Source organism: Pseudomonas edaphica (genome assembly GCF_005863185.1).
GTDB lineage: Bacteria > Pseudomonadota > Gammaproteobacteria > Pseudomonadales > Pseudomonadaceae > Aquipseudomonas > Aquipseudomonas edaphica.
Genome location: NZ_VBVZ01000007.1, coordinates 1 through 18,192 on the forward strand (window position 1 = coordinate 1; position 18,192 = coordinate 18,192).

Annotated in this window: 20 protein-coding genes; 3 read left to right on the plus strand and 17 right to left on the minus strand. The window is 61.1% G+C overall.

Translation table 11 applies throughout. The annotated features are described in order from the left end of the window. From FEM54_RS00990 to FEM54_RS01000, 3 genes are all read right to left on the minus strand, one after another. Positions 1 to 631 (minus strand): substrate-binding domain-containing protein (locus FEM54_RS00990; RefSeq protein WP_138449105.1); only part of this gene is annotated, 631 nt, incomplete at its 3' end. Positions 632 to 653: 22 nt separating this feature from the next. Then, positions 654 to 1,475, minus strand: a complete 822-nt coding sequence (locus FEM54_RS00995) for an SDR family oxidoreductase (RefSeq protein ID WP_017138347.1) — start codon at positions 1,473 to 1,475, stop codon at positions 654 to 656. A 267-nt stretch (positions 1,476 to 1,742) separates the two neighbouring features. Continuing rightward, complete coding sequence (locus tag FEM54_RS01000) at positions 1,743 to 2,222, minus strand: GNAT family N-acetyltransferase (RefSeq protein ID WP_138449130.1); 480 nt, start codon at positions 2,220 to 2,222, stop codon at positions 1,743 to 1,745. A gap of 203 nt (positions 2,223 to 2,425) precedes the next feature. Here FEM54_RS01000 and FEM54_RS01005 point away from each other — a divergent pair, with 203 nt between their 5' ends. The 3 genes from FEM54_RS01005 to FEM54_RS01015 all read left to right on the plus strand — a co-directional run bounded on the left by FEM54_RS01005 (position 2,426) and on the right by FEM54_RS01015 (position 4,353). Beyond that, positions 2,426 to 3,622, plus strand: coding sequence for an MFS transporter (locus FEM54_RS01005; RefSeq protein WP_138449107.1), 1,197 nt, complete (start codon positions 2,426 to 2,428; stop codon positions 3,620 to 3,622). 86 nt (positions 3,623 to 3,708) lie between these two features. After that, positions 3,709 to 4,035 (plus strand): hypothetical protein, encoded by a 327-nt coding sequence (locus FEM54_RS01010; protein WP_138449109.1) that lies wholly within the window; start codon positions 3,709 to 3,711, stop codon positions 4,033 to 4,035. Positions 4,036 to 4,086: 51 nt separating this feature from the next. After that, positions 4,087 to 4,353 carry a hypothetical protein gene (locus FEM54_RS01015; protein WP_138449110.1) on the plus strand — a complete coding sequence of 89 codons (267 nt, stop codon included), beginning with the start codon at positions 4,087 to 4,089 and terminating at the stop codon, positions 4,351 to 4,353. A 119-nt stretch (positions 4,354 to 4,472) separates the two neighbouring features. Here FEM54_RS01015 and FEM54_RS01020 read toward each other — a convergent pair whose 3' ends face one another. The 14 genes from FEM54_RS01020 to fabF form a co-directional block, all read right to left on the minus strand. Continuing rightward, entirely contained in the window at positions 4,473 to 5,390 is a 918-nt protein-coding gene (locus FEM54_RS01020; protein ID WP_138449111.1) for a PfkB family carbohydrate kinase, read from the minus strand. Next, a complete protein-coding gene (locus tag FEM54_RS01025; protein ID WP_138449113.1) occupies positions 5,383 to 6,849 on the minus strand; it encodes a purine-cytosine permease family protein in 1,467 nt (488 codons plus the stop codon). Before FEM54_RS01025 ends, FEM54_RS01020 begins: the two co-directional genes overlap by 8 nt. A 193-nt stretch (positions 6,850 to 7,042) precedes the next feature. After that, positions 7,043 to 8,044 carry an ADP-ribosylglycohydrolase family protein gene (locus FEM54_RS01030; RefSeq protein WP_138449114.1) on the minus strand — a complete coding sequence of 334 codons (1,002 nt, stop codon included), beginning with the start codon at positions 8,042 to 8,044 and terminating at the stop codon, positions 7,043 to 7,045. Beyond that, positions 8,041 to 8,754 carry a GntR family transcriptional regulator gene (locus tag FEM54_RS01035; protein ID WP_138449116.1) on the minus strand — a complete coding sequence of 238 codons (714 nt, stop codon included), beginning with the start codon at positions 8,752 to 8,754 and terminating at the stop codon, positions 8,041 to 8,043. Before FEM54_RS01035 ends, FEM54_RS01030 begins: the two co-directional genes overlap by 4 nt. A gap of 71 nt (positions 8,755 to 8,825) precedes the next feature. Beyond that, complete coding sequence (locus tag FEM54_RS01040) at positions 8,826 to 9,386, minus strand: DUF1285 domain-containing protein (RefSeq protein WP_138449117.1); 561 nt, start codon at positions 9,384 to 9,386, stop codon at positions 8,826 to 8,828. Positions 9,387 to 9,405: 19 nt separating this feature from the next. Then, on the minus strand, positions 9,406 to 10,011 hold the full coding sequence (locus FEM54_RS01045) for a DUF4823 domain-containing protein (RefSeq protein ID WP_017138358.1): 606 nt from the start codon (positions 10,009 to 10,011) through the stop codon (positions 9,406 to 9,408). A 209-nt stretch (positions 10,012 to 10,220) separates the two neighbouring features. Next, positions 10,221 to 11,189: a GTP 3',8-cyclase MoaA gene (locus FEM54_RS01055; protein ID WP_017138359.1), complete on the minus strand. Its 969-nt coding sequence runs from the start codon at positions 11,187 to 11,189 to the stop codon at positions 10,221 to 10,223. Between the two features lie 140 nt (positions 11,190 to 11,329). After that, the gene (locus tag FEM54_RS01060) at positions 11,330 to 11,998 is read right to left on the minus strand and encodes a TetR/AcrR family transcriptional regulator (RefSeq protein WP_017138360.1); all 669 of its coding nucleotides are present in this window, start codon (positions 11,996 to 11,998) and stop codon (positions 11,330 to 11,332) included. 446 nt (positions 11,999 to 12,444) lie between these two features. Next, a complete protein-coding gene (locus FEM54_RS01065) occupies positions 12,445 to 13,230 on the minus strand; it encodes a TatD family hydrolase (protein ID WP_138449119.1) in 786 nt (261 codons plus the stop codon). Positions 13,231 to 13,293: 63 nt separating this feature from the next. Then, on the minus strand, positions 13,294 to 14,283 hold the full coding sequence (locus FEM54_RS01070; protein WP_099548162.1) for a DNA polymerase III subunit delta': 990 nt from the start codon (positions 14,281 to 14,283) through the stop codon (positions 13,294 to 13,296). Continuing rightward, positions 14,276 to 14,908: a dTMP kinase gene (gene tmk / locus FEM54_RS01075; RefSeq protein ID WP_017138363.1), complete on the minus strand. Its 633-nt coding sequence runs from the start codon at positions 14,906 to 14,908 to the stop codon at positions 14,276 to 14,278. Before tmk ends, FEM54_RS01070 begins: the two co-directional genes overlap by 8 nt. A gap of 19 nt (positions 14,909 to 14,927) precedes the next feature. Further along, positions 14,928 to 16,064 (minus strand): endolytic transglycosylase MltG, encoded by a 1,137-nt coding sequence (mltG, locus tag FEM54_RS01080; protein ID WP_138449120.1) that lies wholly within the window; start codon positions 16,062 to 16,064, stop codon positions 14,928 to 14,930. A 1-nt stretch (position 16,065) separates the two neighbouring features. Further along, positions 16,066 to 16,881, minus strand: coding sequence for an aminodeoxychorismate lyase (gene pabC, locus FEM54_RS01085; protein WP_138449121.1), 816 nt, complete (start codon positions 16,879 to 16,881; stop codon positions 16,066 to 16,068). Further along, the gene (gene fabF / locus FEM54_RS01090) at positions 16,881 to 18,125 is read right to left on the minus strand and encodes a beta-ketoacyl-ACP synthase II (RefSeq protein ID WP_017138365.1); all 1,245 of its coding nucleotides are present in this window, start codon (positions 18,123 to 18,125) and stop codon (positions 16,881 to 16,883) included. Before fabF ends, pabC begins: the two co-directional genes overlap by 1 nt. Between the last annotated feature and the right edge of the window lie 67 nt (positions 18,126 to 18,192).

The following is an 18,192-nucleotide window of genomic DNA, read 5'->3' on the forward strand; positions in this document are numbered from 1 at the left end:
GCGCCGAGTTGGTGGAATCCATGCTGCCTGGCACGTCGAGGGTTTTCTGCGCGCTGAACAGGATGTGGTCAGCGGGCAAGCCGGCGGCCTTGAGGCCTTCGACCGAACCGTCGGTGCGTTTTTTGCCGGTTTCCAGCTCGTCAAAGGTGTTGATGACGGCGTAGGTGTCCTTCCAGTCCCAGTTACGATGCTTGGCTTCGGCGGCCATGGCCTCGCCTTGCTTCTGGCCGATCTTGTAGGCATCCAGGCCCACATAAGGCACGTCTTCCATGGGCTTGCCCTTGGCATCGACGAAGCGGTCATCCACCGCCAGCACTTTCAAGCCGTTGAGCTTGGCCTTGGCCATGATCGCAGGGCCGAGGGACACGTCTGGCGGGCAGATCACAAACCCCTTGGCGCCGTTGGCGGCGAGGGTGTCGATGGCGGACAAGGTTTTCTCGCCGTCGGGCACGGCGATCTTGATCACGGTGAAGCCCTGGTCCTTACCGGCCTTTTCGGCAAAGGCCCATTCGGTCTGGAACCAAGGCTCTTCGGCCTGCTTGACCAGGAAGCCGATCTTCACTTCTTCGGCCGCGGCAAAACCGCTGAAGGCCATCGCCAGCGCCACGGCGCCTAACGTCTTCTTGAACATGAACCACCTCTCTTGATTGTTGTTAGTCGTGGTACATCACGGAACGCCCGCCATCGATCATCAGGCAGGTTGCGTTGATAAAGGGCGCCTCGTCGGTGGCCAGAAACAGCGCCGTCATCGCCACCTCGACCGGTTGGCCGATGCGCTTGGGCGGGTGCAAATCGAAGGCGCGCTGGCGCTCGGCATGCGGGTCAGGGAAGCCGTTCCAGTAATCGACGTTGAGCTGGGTTTCGATGTAGCCCGGTGCGATGGCATTCACGCGGATGCCTTTGGGTGCGTATTCGATGCCGAGGGCGCGGGTGAGACCGAGCAGGCCATGCTTGGCTACCGGATAGGGAAAACAGCCGGGAATGATGTGGCTGGAATGGGTGGAAGCGATGTTGATGATGTTGCCGATGCCCTGCTCGATCATGTGCGGCAACACGGTGCGGCAGCCGAACCAGGCACCGTCGAGGTCGATGGCGAAGCAGCGGCGCCAATCGTCGTCGGTCATCTCCAGCGGGTCACGGAACACGTTGACGCCCGCGCAGTTGATCAACACATCCACACGGCCAAAGCGCTCGATGGCCACATTGACTAGCGCCTGCCATTGCTCTTTGGAGGTTATATCGACGGCCTGCGCGACAATCTCAGCGCCGCGTTCGCGCCAGTGGGCGGCGACTTGCTCAACCTTTTCGGCCTGGATATCCGCAATCACCAGCCGTGCCTGCTGGGCCTGGAAGCAGGCGACGATCGCCTCGCCTATCCCTTGAGCGGCACCGGTGATGATCACCACTTTGTTTTTCAGCCGCTCGCCATAGGTGGGTTCGGGCACGGCGGGTAATGACAACGGTTGGGGCTGCATCGCTTCACCTGTTTTATTTTTGGTAGTGAGTGCTGATGCCGCCGACTATAAACCCATCTTTTGAAATATCTCAATATATAAATTTGCATCCCATATAGTGAGACGCGACACAAAAAAATGCGGGAGTCGACCTCTGTGGGAGCTGGCTTGCCTGCGATACGGACACCTCGGTATTTCAGTTACACCGAAGTGATGCTTTCGCAGGCAAGCCAGCTCCCACACAAGCCCGCCCCCACAGTGGGCCTTCAGTGTTTTTGAAAAAGGGTTTCAGCCCTGGGCAAAGTAGCGCAGTGCATTACCCTCCATGCGATAGCGCACCCACTCCTCCTGCGGCTGGGCGCCGATGGACTTGTAGAAGGCAATCGCCGGCTCGTTCCAGTCCAGCACGCTCCACTCGAAACGCCCGCAACCGTTGTCGCAGGCGATCTTGGCCAGGTGCCGCAAGAGCTTCTTGCCCGCCCCGCCGCCACGTTGCTCGGGGTTGATGTAGAGGTCTTCGAGGTACAGGCAGTTGCTGCCCAGCCAGGTGGAGTAACTGAAAAAGAACACCGCAAAGCCAATCGGCAGGCCATCCCGCGAACAGATCAGGCCATGGGCGGTGGCGCCCTCGCTGAACAGGCTGCGCTCAATATCCACCACACTGGCGATCACTTCGTGCCGGGCCTTTTCGTACTCGGCAAGTTCAGTGATGAAAGTCAGGATCTGCGCAGCATCGCTGGGCACGGCAGGGCGAATCTCGATGGTCATGGGCGGGCCTTGGGCAATGTCAAAGGCCACATACTAAGACGCTTTGATGACTGATTGCAGTGCAATTTGTTTACTCCGGCCACGCGTAAAGCAAGTACCACCAACCACGCAACATTCGCCATGCACAGGCATGGTAAACAGTCGGGCATAACGCTAATAACTGCATGCTGATAACTGCATGCTGATAACTGCAAGGTCGCCCGATGCCTTCCACACCCGCCGTGAATACCAAACTGTTCGCCTTTTTCTGCCTCGCCAGCTTCTTGCTGTCACTGTCCTATGGCTCGACGTTTTTGCTGTCGCTGCTGATCCACTCGCGCGGCGGCAATGAACACGACGCCGGCAGCGTGATCTCCATGGCGATGCTCAGTACGTTCGTGGCAGTGCTGTTCTGCGGGCACTTGGCCGATGCGGTCGGTGCGGCGCGCGCGATTGCGGGCATGGGCGTATTGCTGGTGGTGGCGTGCCTGGGGTTTGCCCTGACTCCCGGGTTTGGCCAGGGCTTGATGCTGTTCGGTCTGTCGCTTGGGTTGGGCTGGGGCGTGTTCTACACCTTGGGGCCGATCATCGTGACGCTGCTGGTGCAATCGGCGCAGCGGGCCAAATATTTTGCGCTGCTGTCGGGCAGTATGTTGAGCGGGATCGGCTCCGGCCCTTTGCTCGGCCGTGCCGCCGACGCGCTGGGCCTGCCGCTGACAGCGGCCTTCTATATCGCCGGTGTGGCCAGTCTGGTCGGCGTCCTGATGTTCTGGCGAATGGGCGCACAACTCAACCATCACGCGAATGCGCCCACCTCGAAGATTTCCTGGGCGTCCAGCCGCCGCGTGCTGTCATCCAAAGCCGCGTTTGCGATCCTGATGGTCGGCCTGGGCGGCTGTGTGTTTGGTGGGCTTTCATCGTTTCAAACCAGCTACGCGGCTGCGCAGGGGTTGGACTATTCGCTGTTCTTTGGCGGCTTCCTGAGCGCCGCCATTACCAGCCGGCTGTTGATCGCCGGCCACGTGGTCAAGCGCGATGCGTACTGGGCCGCCTGCGTGCTGTCCGGGATCATGCTCGGCTCGATCGCGCTGTTTGCGTTTGGCGTGAGTGGCAACCTCAGTTACCTGTTGGCAGCCGGCACGCTGGGCGTGGGTTACGGCCTGACGTACTCGGTGATCAATGGGCTGGTGGCCAATGAAGCACCGCTTGGTACGACGTCACAAGCCTTGCTGCTGTTCAGCCTGGCGTACTTTGTCGGGGTGTTCGGCTTTCCGCTGCTGGCGGGCAAAATCATTGTCGACTCTGGGCTGCCGACGCTGCTGGCGAGTGTGTTGGCCGTGGCCTTGTTCAACTGGTTGATCACGGTGGCGCGACTGATCTGGCGCCAGCGTTCGGCTAACAAAATCTTACAGGTGAATTAGCACCGTTCGTCGCCATCAAGGCACGAACCGCAAACTGGGGCGGACCAATAAGGGGTAAGGACATTAATCATATGGAGACACCCCTCATGAAGAATTCCAAATTTGCTGCCCTCGCCCTCACCGGCCTGCTGTCCGCCGCCTCATTGAGTGCCGTTGCCGCCACCTCATCCACCGGCACCACCAACCCTGCTACCAAGGAGTCTCAGGATTCGATGGGCACAGGGATGGAAACCAACGGTGGCGCGATTATCGATAACGGCGCAGACCCTCGCACCAAAGGCGCCGATACCCAACGTCAGGCACCGGCTGCAGTCGGTAACGGCAAAATGGGCCCTGGTGTCAATAAAGAGCCCACCATCAACAAGGGCGATGACAGCAACATCCCGGGCGCGCCAAAACAACCTGCGCCTTGATGCATCGATAGCAACACCGACACCCGATCATTTCCCAGTGAAGAGGTACGCATGAACGTCGATAGAAACCTTGAAAAAGAAGTCCTCACCCGCCTGCTGCACGCCCACCCCAACGGTCTGGGCAAGGAGGTGCTGGATAACTACCGCGGCGAAAAGGTGGTGGCCAGTGTGCTGGCATTTCTGCAAGACCGCGGGTTTATCAAGGATGGGCATGTGACCACCGACGACGCCGGTGAATATTCGTTGAACCTGCCGATCAAGCTGACCGCCTCGGGCGTTGATGAGGCGCGCAAGCTGGAAGGCGAAGGCACCGTGTGAACTAGACGAAGATCAAATGTGGGAGCGGGCTTGCCCGCGATGGCGGTGTGTCAGCAGAAGATGTGCTAGCTGGCGCACCGCCATCGCAGGCAAGCCAGCTCCCACATTTTTATTTGTGTTTAGTCAGTCAGCAATGCGTCGACTTCGGCACTGCCAGGCGACGTCGCCGGTCCCCAGCGTGTAACCGCCAACGCCGCCGCCGCATTGGCTCGACGCGCCGCCACTGAAGGGGTTAAACCCTCGGCCAACCCGGCCAGAAACACACCAGCATGGGCATCGCCCGCGCCGTTGCTGTCCACCGCCTGCACCTTGAAACCCGGCACATGCTCGGCCTTGCCGTGGCGACTCACCCAGCAGCCATTCGGCCCGTCGCGCACCACCAGCAGCGCTTCGGCGGGCAAGTGACGGTTGAGTTCGCGCAGCGCTTCGGCCAGCGTACTGGCGCCGCTAAACGCCAGGGCTTCCGGGCCATTGCTGGTCCAGATATCGATGCGCGGCAGCAAGGCAACCATCAAGGCCGAGTCCGGCGCCTTGACCAACGGCCCCGGGTCGAACACCACGGTGATCTCCCGCGGCAGCGCCAGCAGCCAATCGAGCAATGCCTGGGCCTTGCCTTCGAGCAACAGGCTGTAGCCGCTGACGTACACATAGTCGTCCGCGCGCGGCACCACGCCCGCCAGGTCCTCTGCGCTCAAATCCCCTTCAGCGCCGATATGCGAAATAAAGGTGCGTTCGGTACTGGCCTCGGTCAGCGACACACACAAACCGGTGTCCTTGCCCTCGCTGGCCGGCTGGGCCATTTCCACGCCCTCGGCCTGCATCGCGGCGCGCGCCAGGTCACCGAAGCGCCCGTGGCCATGGCGGCCGAGGTAAACCACCGGCAAACCATTGCGCCGGGCGGCAGCCATCACGTTGAAGCCGCCGCCGGCTTCGAAACTGGCCGATTGCGCCAGCACATCGCCGCCGGTTGCAGGCAGTGTGTCGAGGGCCATGACCAGGTCGACGATGACCTGGCCGGTGTGCAGCAATCTAGACATTAGCGCGCTCTACCAAAGCCGGGCGACGGTCAGCTGCGCCGCCCAGTACTGCATAAATCCCACCGGCCACCAGGAAGGTGACGATCCAGCCCAGGCCGTTGTGGCCCAGCCAAGAGTCGGACAAGGGCCCGGCGAACCAGATATTTTCGGCGGTGGTGCCGATGGTGGTGAAGCTGAAACCCAGCACAATCGCCACAGCCCAGGCGCCGAATGCACGCCATTCCACGCCGCCGCGATACCAGTAGGCGCTGCTTGGGCTTACGTCCAGCAGGTCTTTGGGGCGGTAGTAGTGACGGTGAATCAGGTCGACCACAAAGATCCCGACCCAGGCGGTGATGGGCACGGCCAGCAGCGAGATGAAGGTGATGAACGGGCCATAGAAACTGTCGGCGATCAGCATGAAGTAAATGGAGCCGGCGAAGATCGCCACGATATCGACGATCACCGCGTGCACGCGCTTGACCTTAAGACCCAAGGTCAAGGTGGTGAGACCGGCCGAGTACACCGAGAGGTTATTGGAGAGCAACAGCCCGCCGAACGCGGTGATCAAGTACGGCACGGCCATCCAGGTCGGCAGCATGTCGCGGATCGCGATGATCGGGTCGGTGGCCGACGCCAGGTCGTTGTTGCCCACCGACAGCAGGCCGCCGAGGGTGATCAACAGCACCAGCGGAATGCCCGCACCAAATGCGGCAGACGCCACCAGACGCACGGCCTTGACGCTGCGGTGCTGGTAGCGCGACATGTCGGCACCGGCGTTGGCCCAGCCGATACCGGTACCGGCGGCCATGGTGCCGACGCCAATGATCATGGCGCTCAGCGGCGCCGGGGTGGCGTTGAACACCGCGCTCCAGTCGATAGTGGCGCAGAGGAAGCCGCCCACCAGGATATTCAACGCGCCGAACACGTAGGTGGCCCACTTCTGGATCACCAGCAAGGTGGCGTGGCCGAGGCCGGACACGGACAAGGTCAGCAGCACGAAAATCGCGATAAAGATCAGCGTGAGCACCGGCGCGCTTTTGGCTTCGACCGGCGAGCCGAACAGGATCGAACACAACGACAGCAGCACAAAGGCGGCCGTGGTGGTGTTGACGGTTTCCCAACCCAGGCGCGACATCAGCGAGACCAGCGTGGGACCGATATTGCCGCGCACACCGAAGATGGCGCGCGACAGCGTCAGGCTCGGCGCGCGGCCGCGACGGCCGGCAATCGAGATGATGCCGACCACTGCGAAAGAGCCGGCGGCGCCGAGGATCGCCACAATGATCGCCTGCCAGATCGCCAGGCCACGAAACGCCACCAGGGTCGCGCCGAGCGGCAAGCCGAGGATGCTGATGTTAGCCGCGAACCACACCCAGAACAGTTGCAGCGGATGGCCATTGCACTCGCCTTCGGGGACCGGTTCGATGCCGCGTGTTTCCAATTGCCCGGCACTTTGGCCGGAAGAAGTGCTGCTCATGAGGGGTGCTCCTGGTGCCTGTATTGTTGTGGTTGTGGCAGATAGTCAAAGCTTTAAGCGGTCGTCCTGACTCAAACACGATTTAAGGTGGGGGCTGGCTTGCCTGCGATAGTGGTCTTTCAGTGAGTGCATCAGTGGCTGGCACACCGTTATCGCAGGCAAGCCAGCTCCCACATTTTTTGATCGGTGGTGATCAGCGCAATTGCAGCAGCCCCTGCACCAGTGGCTGCAAATCCAAACCATTGACCTGCTTGACCTGCTCAATCATCGCCTCAGGCCAGCACTGCATCCCAAGACACGCGCCCAACATCGCACCCAGCATGGCGGCGATGGTGTCGGTGTCGCCGCCAAGGCTGGCCGCCAGGCACAGCGCCTCGACGGCATTCATGTCGCCCACCGCCACTTGCTGGGCGAGGGCAAACGACACCACCACCGATTCCTGAGAAGCGACCGAGGTGCCAATCAGTTCATAAAGCAGATCGGCAAACAGGGCTTTATCGCCGCTGCCGACGCTCAAGGTGCGCGCCCAACTGATGCGCGTGGAAATCCGCCCACCGGCGATCCAGTGGCCATGGCCTTCGGCCTGCTGCGCGAGCTGGGTGCCAATGTTCAGGGCTTCACCCAAATCCACACCGTTGATACCTGCCGAAACCACTGCCGCCACCGCCGCCGCGCTGGAAATGCCCAGGTTGGTGTTATGGGTGACCTGGCAGGCCTGGATCACCGCCTGGATAAACTGCGCCGGGTCGCTGACGTCGGCGGCAATGCCGACCGGCGTGATGCGCATCGCGGCGCCATTGGTGGTGCCGTAGCGCCCGGATTCTTCCGGGGTGTGCCCGGCCAGGATCATGTCGATGGCGCGTTTGGTCGACGGCCCGAGCAAGTCCTGGGAACCTTTGGCACGCATCGCCGCCTCCCACTCGATCAGGCGTTGGGCGAGTACCGTGGGCTCGATCTTGCCCTGCCCTTGCACCAGCAATTCACCGACCAGAATCGCCTGCTCGGTGTCATCGGTGATCGAGCCGGCAAGCATATTCGGCGCGATGGGTTGGTCGGCTCCAGCATCTTGCAGAGCGGTGATCGCCCCGAAGCGCTGCTGCACCTGCTCGCGGCTCAACGACTGGGTGGGCATGCCCAATGCATCGCCCAGGGCCAGGCCGTAGAAAGCACCGAGGGCGCGATTTTGCGCGGTCATTTCGAAGCTCCAAACTGCAGGTGCAGGCGAAAGTGCAAAGGGTCGAGCAAGCTTTCGACATGCTCCATGAGACGCTCGCGCCGGTCGTAGGTAGTGCGCGAGGCTTTGAGAAACACCGTACCGGCTGGGCGACCGAGCAACTTGGCGTCTTCATCGCTCAAGGGCTCGGCACCGATCCACTGGTCCCCTTCGGCGCCCACGTAGCCGTAAGCGGCCAGCGTGATGGTGAGGGAGTTGTCGATCAGGCCGACACGGGGCAGGCTTTCCAGGCCACCGGTAGCAGGCATCAACGAACGCTCCAGAGAAACGGCGGTGCCATCGGTGGTGCGCCGACGGCGGTCGAGGGCGATAAATTGGTCGCTGCCAAAACGGCTGAGCAGGTCCGGTCGAGTCACGGCTTCCAGCCGCAGGATGTCGGTGGTGACCAGTGCGCCGGTATCGGCCAGCGCCTGTGCCCAGCCACTGCGTTGGTCGAGCACCATGCCATCAAAGGTGACGATGGAGCCTACGCCGCTTTGCGTGGCGATGTAGTTGCGCCGTTTGAGCTCAGCCAGGGCTTCGCGCAAGGTGCCACGGCTGACCGCAAACTCCTCGGCCAGTTGATGCTCGCCCGGCAGCAGGAAACCATCGGCCATCACTCCAGCCTCGATACGGCGGATAAGCTCGTCGACGACGCGTTTTTTCTTATCAAATCGGACATGTCTAATCATGTACAAATTGATAACCGAAAGCGCCCGATCTCAGCAAGCAAAATTATTTCAGGATGATGAAAAAATCGGCCTCAGGGCTCCAGGCCAATGCGGAAAAATTCCCCGCCGCTCCAGACACCAAGCCAGTTCTGACCGTTGATCGGACGGCTGACCGCCAGTTCGACCAACTGGTAAAACACGTTGCGATGCACCAGTGCTTCAAGGTTGGTGCGCACTCGCAGGTAGGGCGCGGGTTCTTGGGTGATCGGGTCGATCACCACCCGCAAGGGGTGTTCAAGGCCCGCTTCAATGTCCTCGTCGACATTGGTGGTGAAGCGCAGCACCTGGCTTTCGCCCTGCCCTTCGACTTCCAGCGTTACCGCGACAAAGGGCGCATCATCGACGCTGATACCGACCTTTTCCACGGGAGTGACCAGGAAATACTCATCGCCATCGCGGCGAATGATGTTGGAGAACAACTTGACCATCGGCTTACGCCCGATCGGCGTGCCTTGGTAAAACCAAGTGCCGTCACGGGCGATGCGCATGTCGATGTTGCCGCAGAAATCCGGGTTCCACAGGTGTACCGGCGCCGGCCCCCTGCCCTTGGGCAGTTGGGCCAATAGATCATTGGCCTTGGCGGAATCGGTCATAGGGTTCTCCTCTGGATTTTTATTGATCACCCATCCCCAACAGGCCACGGGCGTATTGGGCCAGCGGGCGGGCAATCAAGTCTTCTGGCTTGTTGTCGTGGAACGTCAGTAAACCGCCACGACTGCGAATGCGTGCAGTATCAATCAAATACTGGGTGCTGGTCTCGATCAACATGATCTGGATCACGCCGCTGTCCAGGCCGACACGGTCCAACGCTTGCTGGTCGGTCCACTCATCGGCATTGCCAATACGGTCATCGGCTGCCGCAAAGCGGCAATAGAGCAGGTAGTGAGCGCCTGCCGCACGGGCTTCGGCCATCGCTTGTTCGAGGCCTTCCGGCTTGCGGGCGCGGCGCACCATCGGGAAATATTCGACGAAGCCGTTGAAGGCTTCTTCGGCCACCACGTTAGGTCGCGGATAGGCACTGCCCGGCGGTACAAAGGCGCCTTGGGCAATAAACACAAAGGAGTCCGGCTGTATGCGCACCGAGGCGGTACGGCGGGTATCACTGTGGTCCAGCAGCCCGGCGTCGCTCATCTGATAGCGGGTGCCTTCGGCCATATCGCTGACGGTCATGCAGCCACTCAGCGCCACTGACGCCAGCAACAAAACCAGACTACGCATCCTAATCCTCCAGAAGCCGGTGACGGAAAACCGGCGAATGGGCACTTAATGCAGAATCCGCGCCATTCAAGAACGATGCATAACCAAATGTGGGAGCTGGCTTGCCTGCGATGCAGACACCCAGGTACATCAAGTACACCGAGGTGATGCAATCGCAGGCAAGCCAGCTCCCACAAAAAGCCTGCTCCTACATTCGATTGTGTGCGGTGTTAGCCGCCGATGATCTTCATGACCGTGGCGCCGCCAGAGAAGGCCACTTCCTGCTTGTCACCCAGGGCCTTCATCAATAAACCTTGCAAGGCCGGCAGCGCCTGATGACGTGGCTGGTCCAGCAGGTCGCCCACGTAATGGCGGTTACTCGACGACAAACAGCCATGCAACCAACCGGTAGACGACAAGCGCAGGCGCGAGCAGGTGCGGCAGAACGGCACGCTTTCATTTGCGATCACGCCAAAGAAGCCCTTGCCCGGCACTTCATAGCGCACCGCCGTGGCATCAATCGGCGCGTTGGCTTGCAGGTATTCGTGATGTTCGCCGATCAGGCTGAGCAGTTGCTGCAAGCTGACGAACTGCTGCAGGAACGCATTGGAATCCTTGGCCAGGTGGCCCATGCGCATCAATTCGATAAAGCGCAGCTCGTAGCCGCGCTCCAGGCAGTAGTCGAGCAGCGGCATCACCTGGTCCAGGTTCTGCCCGCGCAGCGGCACCATATTGACTTTGATCTTGATGCCGGCGGCGCGGGCCTGGTCCATGCCATCGAGCACGGTGGCCAGGTCGCCGCCACGGGCGATACTGCGGAAAGCGTCCGCATCCAGGGTATCAAGGGACACGTTGATGCGCCGAATACCCGCATCCACCAGCAGCGGCAACTTGCGCGCCAGCAGTTGGCCGTTAGTGGTCAGGCTGATATCACTGAGGCCCATGCCGCCCACGGCGCCCATGAAGGCTTCCAGCTTGGGGCTGACCAGCGGTTCACCGCCGGTGATGCGCAAACGCTCGATGCCGGCAGCTTCGATCAGATAGGCAACGCCACGCGCCATGGCCTCGGCCGAGAGTTCGTCCTGGGCAGCCACCAGCCGCTTGCCGTTTGGCACGCAGTAGGTACACGCGTAATTGCAGGCTGAGGTCAGGCTGATCCGCAAATTGCGAAATCGCCTGCCTTGACGATCAACGATCATGGAACACTCCGGCAGAGGATGGTTCAGGCGCGCTAAAAGCTGACTGAAAAATCAGCTTTTAGCAAGCGTCCTTGCCTGAGTATATTCCTGGGGTACTGCAAGCGGCAGCAAATCATTGCGCCATCACTGTCGGGAATAGCTTAAACAGCGGGAGCGTCGCCGCTCTTGGGCTCAGCGCTCGGCAGCTCAGTGCTGTGCTTGCGCTTGTTGCCCATGCGTACGCCAATGTCCATCAGGAACTGGAAGAAACCTTCCTGATCTTCCAGCACATTGCTCCAGAACGGCGAGTGGTACAGCGCAACGGCGCCATGTACCAATGCCCAGGCGGCGCAGTAGTGGAAATACGGCGGTACGTCTTCCAGCTTGCCTTCGCTGATGCGGCCCTTGATCAGCAGGGTGAGGCGCTCGAAGTTCGAGGCGCGGATCTTGTGCAGCTCTTCGACCATTTCCGGCACCTGATGCCCCTTGACCACCTTTTCTTCCAGGCGGTCAAACAGCCGGTAGCGCTGCGGGTCACGCATGCGGAACTCGAAATAGGCGCGTGACAGCGCCTCCTTGTCCTTGTCCACATCAGCCGAATGCAACAGCTCGTTCAAGTCGCGCTCGTAGTCGAGCATCAGCCGCAGGTAGATCTCGGCCTTGGATTTGAAGTGTTTGTAGATCGTGCCTTTGCCGATACCCACGGCATCCGCAATCATCTCGACGGTGACGCTGTCTTCACCTTGTTCGAGGAACAACTTGAGCGCGGTGTCGAGAATTTCCTGCTCACGGCGGCGAAACTCACGGACCTTACGGGGTTCTTTGTGCATGAGGAAGAGGTCTGCAGAGGTCGGAATTAGGGAGGGTTACGCAGGGCCACGGATACGTGGCGATACGATTTACCCGATGCGAGGGATTATCCCGACTGAACGGTCGTTGGGCAACGCCTATGTGAACCCACCGCGCACTTTAGTTTCAGCGCGCCAACGAATGGCCGGGTATCAGTCAGAAATAATACGCAACAACTGCAGCCGTGCATCCGTTCAATGAGAACTCAAGCGAAGCGCGCGTATTCCAAATCTGTTTAAAAAACGACCAATCGCGACTGGACTGAATCGGATACTGATCAATACTTGAACTGTCGGCGTGACATCTCCCCCAAGTGACGCGTCGACCTGGGTACCGACGGACTGTGTGCCCTTGTTTTACTCCTAATGGTCTTAGCCCGGATTCACCCCCCAGAACCCGGGTTTTTTTTGCCTGCGATTTGGTCGCCTCAACCGGCCACGTGCGCCAGCGGAAACAGACGCTTGAAGTTCTCGGTGGTCTGCTCGGCAAAGCGCTCAACGGATTCGCCGCGCAGCATCGCCAGGTAATCGGCTACATCGCGCACGTATTCCGGCAGGTTTGGCTTGCCGCGATGGGGAATCGGCGCAAGATAAGGCGAATCCGTTTCCACCAGCAGGCGGTCGGCCGGCACCTGGCGCGCCACGTCACGCAAGGCGTCGGCGTTGCGGAAGGTGACGATGCCCGACAGGGAGATATAGAAACCCAGGTCCAACGCGGCCTTGGCCATGTCCCAGTCTTCGGTAAAGCAATGCAGCACGCCGGCCTGGGGCAAGGCAGCTTCGCGCAACAGCGTGAGGGTGTCAGCGCGAGCGCCTCGGGTGTGGACGATCACGGGTTTGCCAGTCTGCCGGGCCGCTTGCAGGTGCAGGCGGAAGGAGGCTTGCTGCAGCTCGGCGGCTTCAGGCTCGTAGTGGTAATCCAGGCCGGTTTCGCCAATCGCCACCACGCGTGGGTGGTTGAGCTCGTTCAAGAGCCAATCCAGGGCCGGCGCTTCACCCGGCTTGAGGTCCAGCGGGTGGATACCGACCGAACAATCGACATCGGCATATCGATCAGCCAAGGCTTTGACGTCGGCGGCATTCTCCGCGCTCACGCCGATGCACAGGAAGTGCCCTACCCCACGCTGGCGTGCCGCTTCCAGGGCGGCATCGAGGGAGCCGCCGTGTTGGGCGAGGTCGAGGCGATCAAGGTGGCAGTGGGAATCTACGAGCATAGGAAAGTACGACTTAATTCATGGAAAGTGTCTGGCCAACGATACACCCGTCGGCCACGGAAATTAACGCCGGCCGAGCAAACCCACCCACTGCACCAGCAGTGCTTCGAGCAACAGCACGCGGTTGAGGTTGGCTTTGCCGAGGACTTTCTGGCGCTGGGCCAAAATCCAGTCCTGGATGTTCAGCACCTTGTCCTGCGCACTTTTTTGCGCCAGGTACTGCACCACTTTGCGCATGTCCGGCAGGCCGAGGCCATTTTCGTCCTGGGTTAACTGGTAGCGCAGGATCAGGCTCGACCAGTCACAGAACCAGTCGAACAGCAGCAGCAACGGGATATCCTTCCAGGCGCCTTCGGCCAGTTGCGTGGCGGACTGTTCCTGCTTGAGCAGCTTCTTGACGCCATCCACCACCAGTGCGCGTTGCTCACGCACGCCTTGGGCCTGCAGCTTAACCGCCGCCAAGGGTGAACCGGCAGCCAGGGTCAGCAACTCGACACGCTCGTCGGCAGAGCATTCCGGCAGCGCCTGCGCCAGCCATTGCAAACTCATGGCCTCGCTCGGCAGCGGGCAGGCCTGCTGCACGCAACGGCTGCGGATGGTTGGCAACAGGCGGCTGGACTGGTGGCTCACCAGCAGCAGCACAGTGTCGCCCGACGGCTCTTCCAGGCTCTTGAGCAAAGCGTTGGCGGCGTTGATGTTCATCGCCTCCACCGGTTCGATCAGTACTACTTTGCGCCCGCCCATTTGTGCGGTCTGCACCACAAAGCTGACAAGGTCACGCACCTGGTCGACCTTGATCGCCTTATCGGCCTCTTCAGGTTCGAGCAGGTAGTTGTCGGGGTGGCTACCGGCCTTGAGCAACAGACAGGATTTGCACTCGCCGCAGGCTTCCAGGTTGATCGGTTGCTTGCACAGCAGGCTGGCCATCAGGCGCTCGGCCAGGGCGCGCTTGCCAATACCGATGGGGCCGTGCAGCAAATAGGCATGGGCATGCTGGGCGCGCCCGGCCAATTGCTGCCAGAGGCTGTCCTGCCACGGGTAGGCTTCAGCCACGGGCGCGCTCCAGAAGTTCGGGCAGCAGAGCATCGATGGCCTGCTGTACCTGCGCCAGTGGCTGGGCTGCGTCCAGTAAGGAGTAACGCGCAGGCTCAGCCTTGGCGCGCTGCAGGAACGCGCTACGGACCGCATTGAAGAATGTCGAACCTTCCAGCTCGAACCGATCCAAGCGCCCACGGGCACTGGCGCGAGCCATGCCGACTTCGATCGGCAGGTCGAACAGCAGGGTCAGGTCGGGGCGCAAGTCGCCTTGGACGAAAGCCTCCAGACTGGCGATGCGCTCAAGGGACAAGCCGCGCCCGCCGCCCTGGTAAGCATAAGTGGAGTCGGTAAAACGGTCGCAAATCACCACAGCACCCCGCGCCAGGGCCGGGCGAATCACTTCGGCCAAATGCTGGGCGCGGGCGGCAAACACCAACAGCAGCTCAGTGTCCGGGTTCATCTGTTCTTCACCCGTTGCCAGCAACACTTCACGAATGCGCTCGGCCAGCGGCGTACCGCCGGGCTCACGGGTCAACAGCACCTCGATGCCTTCAGCGCGCAAACGCTCGGCCAGGTAATCGCGGTTGGTGCTTTTGCCGGCGCCTTCCGGGCCTTCCAGGGTAATAAACAAGCCAGTCACAGGCAGTCCTTAGTCAGAGTCATTGCGGGCTTTGCGGCGCAGCGGCGTCCGGCGCTGGCTCGGCGGTTTTTTCAACCGGGGCGGCATCGGCCGGTGGTGTCGCGTCTTCCGGCGGTTTTACCGCCGGTGCCGGGCTGGAGCGATAATCGGCGCGGCGCTTGAGCTGGAACTCACGCACGGCGGCATTATGCGCATCCAGGTCATCGGAGAAAATATGGCTGCCATCGCCCCGGGCGACGAAGTACAGGCTGCTGCCGGCCACCGGGTTCAAGGCGGCATGGATCGCCTCGCGGCCGACCATGGCGATCGGCGTCGGCGGCAGGCCGGCAATCATATAGGTGTTATAGGGGTTGGCTTCCTTGAGGTGCGCGCGGGTCAGCTTGCCGGTGTAGCGCTCGCCCAGGCCGTAGATCACCGTAGGGTCGGTCTGCAGCAGCATGCCGATTTTCAGGCGGCGCACGAACACCCCGGCGATCTGGCCGCGCTCTTGCGGCACACCGGTTTCCTTTTCTACCAGGGAGGCCATGATCAGCGCCTGGTAAGGGTCGGTATACGGTGCATCGGCGGCGCGTTGGCTCCATTCCTGGGCCAGTACATCATCCAGGCGGTTGTAGGCTTTTTTCAGGAATTCGACATCGGTCATGCCGCGCACGAAGCGGTAGGTGTCAGGAAAGAATCGCCCTTCGGGAAACACGCCAGGGTGGCCGAGCTTGTCCATCACTTCGTTGTCGCTCAGCCCCGACAGGGTCTGCACGATCTTTTCGTGTTTGGCCAACGCTGAACGCACCTGGCGGAAGTTCCAGCCTGCCACCAATGTCAGGCTGTATTGCACCACTTCACCACGCTGCCACAAGCCGATCAGGCCTTCGGCAGTCAGGCCTGGGGTCATGCGGTATTCGCCGCTGTGCAGCGGCTGGCCCTCGAGGTTGAAGCGCCAGTACAGGCGCAACCAGAAGGCGCCATCCAGCACGCCTTCGGTTTCAAGGCGATTGAAGGTGCCCGTGGGGGTTGCCCCGGCGGGTACATCCAGCAATTGTTCCTGGGTCAGATTCAGGGGCTGCTTCAGCGCAGAGTCGAGCTTCCAGGCCGAGAAGCCCAGCAGCAAGCCTGCCGAGACCAGGCTGATCTGCAGCAGTAAAACCAGTTTTCGTATCAACTCAAATTTCCAATAGCGCGCGAACAATGCCCTGCAGTTTACGGGTGAGCGGCCCAACCGACCAGCTCATCCCGGCGCAACCACGTACGGGCCAAATGCCATAAACGCTGTTGCACACGAAAACTTCGTCGGCCTGTTGCAACTGGTCCATGCTGATGTCGGCCACGGCCACCGGGATGCCCAGGGTTTGCGCCTGCGCCAGAATCTCCGCGCGCATGACACCGGCAACCCCGCAACGATTCAGATCAGCGGTTAGTAACAAGCCATTGCGCACCATAAACAGATTGCTGAACACCCCTTCGATGACGCGGCCGGACATATCCAGCATCAAGCCCTCGGCATGTTCAGCGTCCTGCCATTCGGCGCGGGCGATCACCTGTTCAAGACGATTAAGGTGCTTGAGACCGGCCAGCAACGGCTGCTCGGCCAAGCGAGTGGCGCACGCAAACAGGCGAATGCCATCGGTTGCATGGGCCAGGGGATAAGCAGCGGGCGGATTGCCCTGCAAGATACGGCGCACGGGGACGCCAGGGTTGATGCCATAGCCGCGCAGGCTGTCGCCACGGGTGAGGATCAATTTGAGTACACCATTGCCCAAGGCTGCAGCATAGGCCAGCACTTCGCTGCGGATCAGCGTGTGGTCCGCAACCAGGGCCAGGCGCCTGCAACCCGCCTCCAGGCGTTGCAGGTGGCGGTCGAGCAGCACCGGCTGCCCGGCCTTGACGGCGATGGTCTCGAACAGGCCATCGCCGTACGCCAGGCCACGATCTTTCAGAGGCACGCTGTCCGCTGGCTGACCGTCGACCCAGCTGTGCATCACTCGGCGAACCGGCGGAACACCAGGGAACCGTTGGTGCCACCGAAACCGAACGAGTTGGAGATCACCACATCGATCGGCATCGGTTGCGCTTCGTGAGGCACGAAGTTGAGGTCGCAGCCTTCGTCCGGCTCATCGAGGTTGATGGTCGGCGGAGCGACCTGATCCTTGATGGCCATGACGCTGAAGATCGCCTCGACCGCGCCCGCCGCACCCAACAGGTGGCCGGTCATGGACTTGGTGGAGCTGACCGCCAGCTTGTAGGCGTGCTCACCGAACACCGACTTGATGGCTTCGGCTTCCGCCAGGTCGCCAGTCGGGGTCGAAGTGCCGTGGGCATTGATGTACTGCACCTGGTTGGCGTTGACCTTCGCATCGCGCAAGGCGTTGGTGATGCAACGTGCAGCACCGGCACCGTCGGACGGCGGCGAGGTCATGTGGTAGGCGTCACCGCTCATGCCGAAGCCAATCAACTCGGCGTAAATGGTGGCACCGCGCGCCTTGGCGTGCTCCAGCTCTTCGAGTACCAGCGCACCGGCACCGTCGGACAGTACGAAGCCATCACGGCCCTTGTCCCACGGACGGCTGGCGCGAGTGGGCTCGTCATTGCGCGTCGACAGCGCACGGGACGCGCCGAAGCCACCCATGCCGAGGCCGCAGGCAGCCATTTCGGCGCCACCGGCGATCATCACGTCGGCTTCGTCATAGGCAATGTTACGCGCCGCCATGCCGATGCAGTGCGTGCCGGTGGTGCACGCCGTGGCAATGGCGTAGTTAGGTCCCTGGGCACCCAAGTGGATGGACAGGAAACCGGAAATCATATTAATGATCGAGCCCGGCACGAAGAACGGTGAAATTCGACGGGGGCCGGAATCGTGCAGCGTGCGGCTGGTTTCTTCGATATTGGTCAAACCGCCAATACCCGAACCCATGGCCACGCCGATGCGCTCACGGTTGGCGTCGGTGACTTCCAGGCCGGCATTACGCACCGCCTGAAAACCGGCTGCCAGGCCGTATTGAATGAACAGGTCGAGCTTGCGGGATTCTTTGATCGAGAGATATTCCTCGACATTGAAGCCCTTTACCGAGCCGCCAAAACGGGTGGAATAGGCTGAAAGGTCCGTGTGTTCGATCAGACCGATACCACTGTGGCCAGCCAGAATGCCCTGCCAACTGCTCGGCACATCCGTACCCAGTGGCGACAACATACCCATACCGGTGACTACGACGCGTCTACGCGACACAGCACTCTCCTTTTTCTAATGACGACACTTTGCTTCGCAGCTTACTTTTCATCACCGCTTAAAGAAA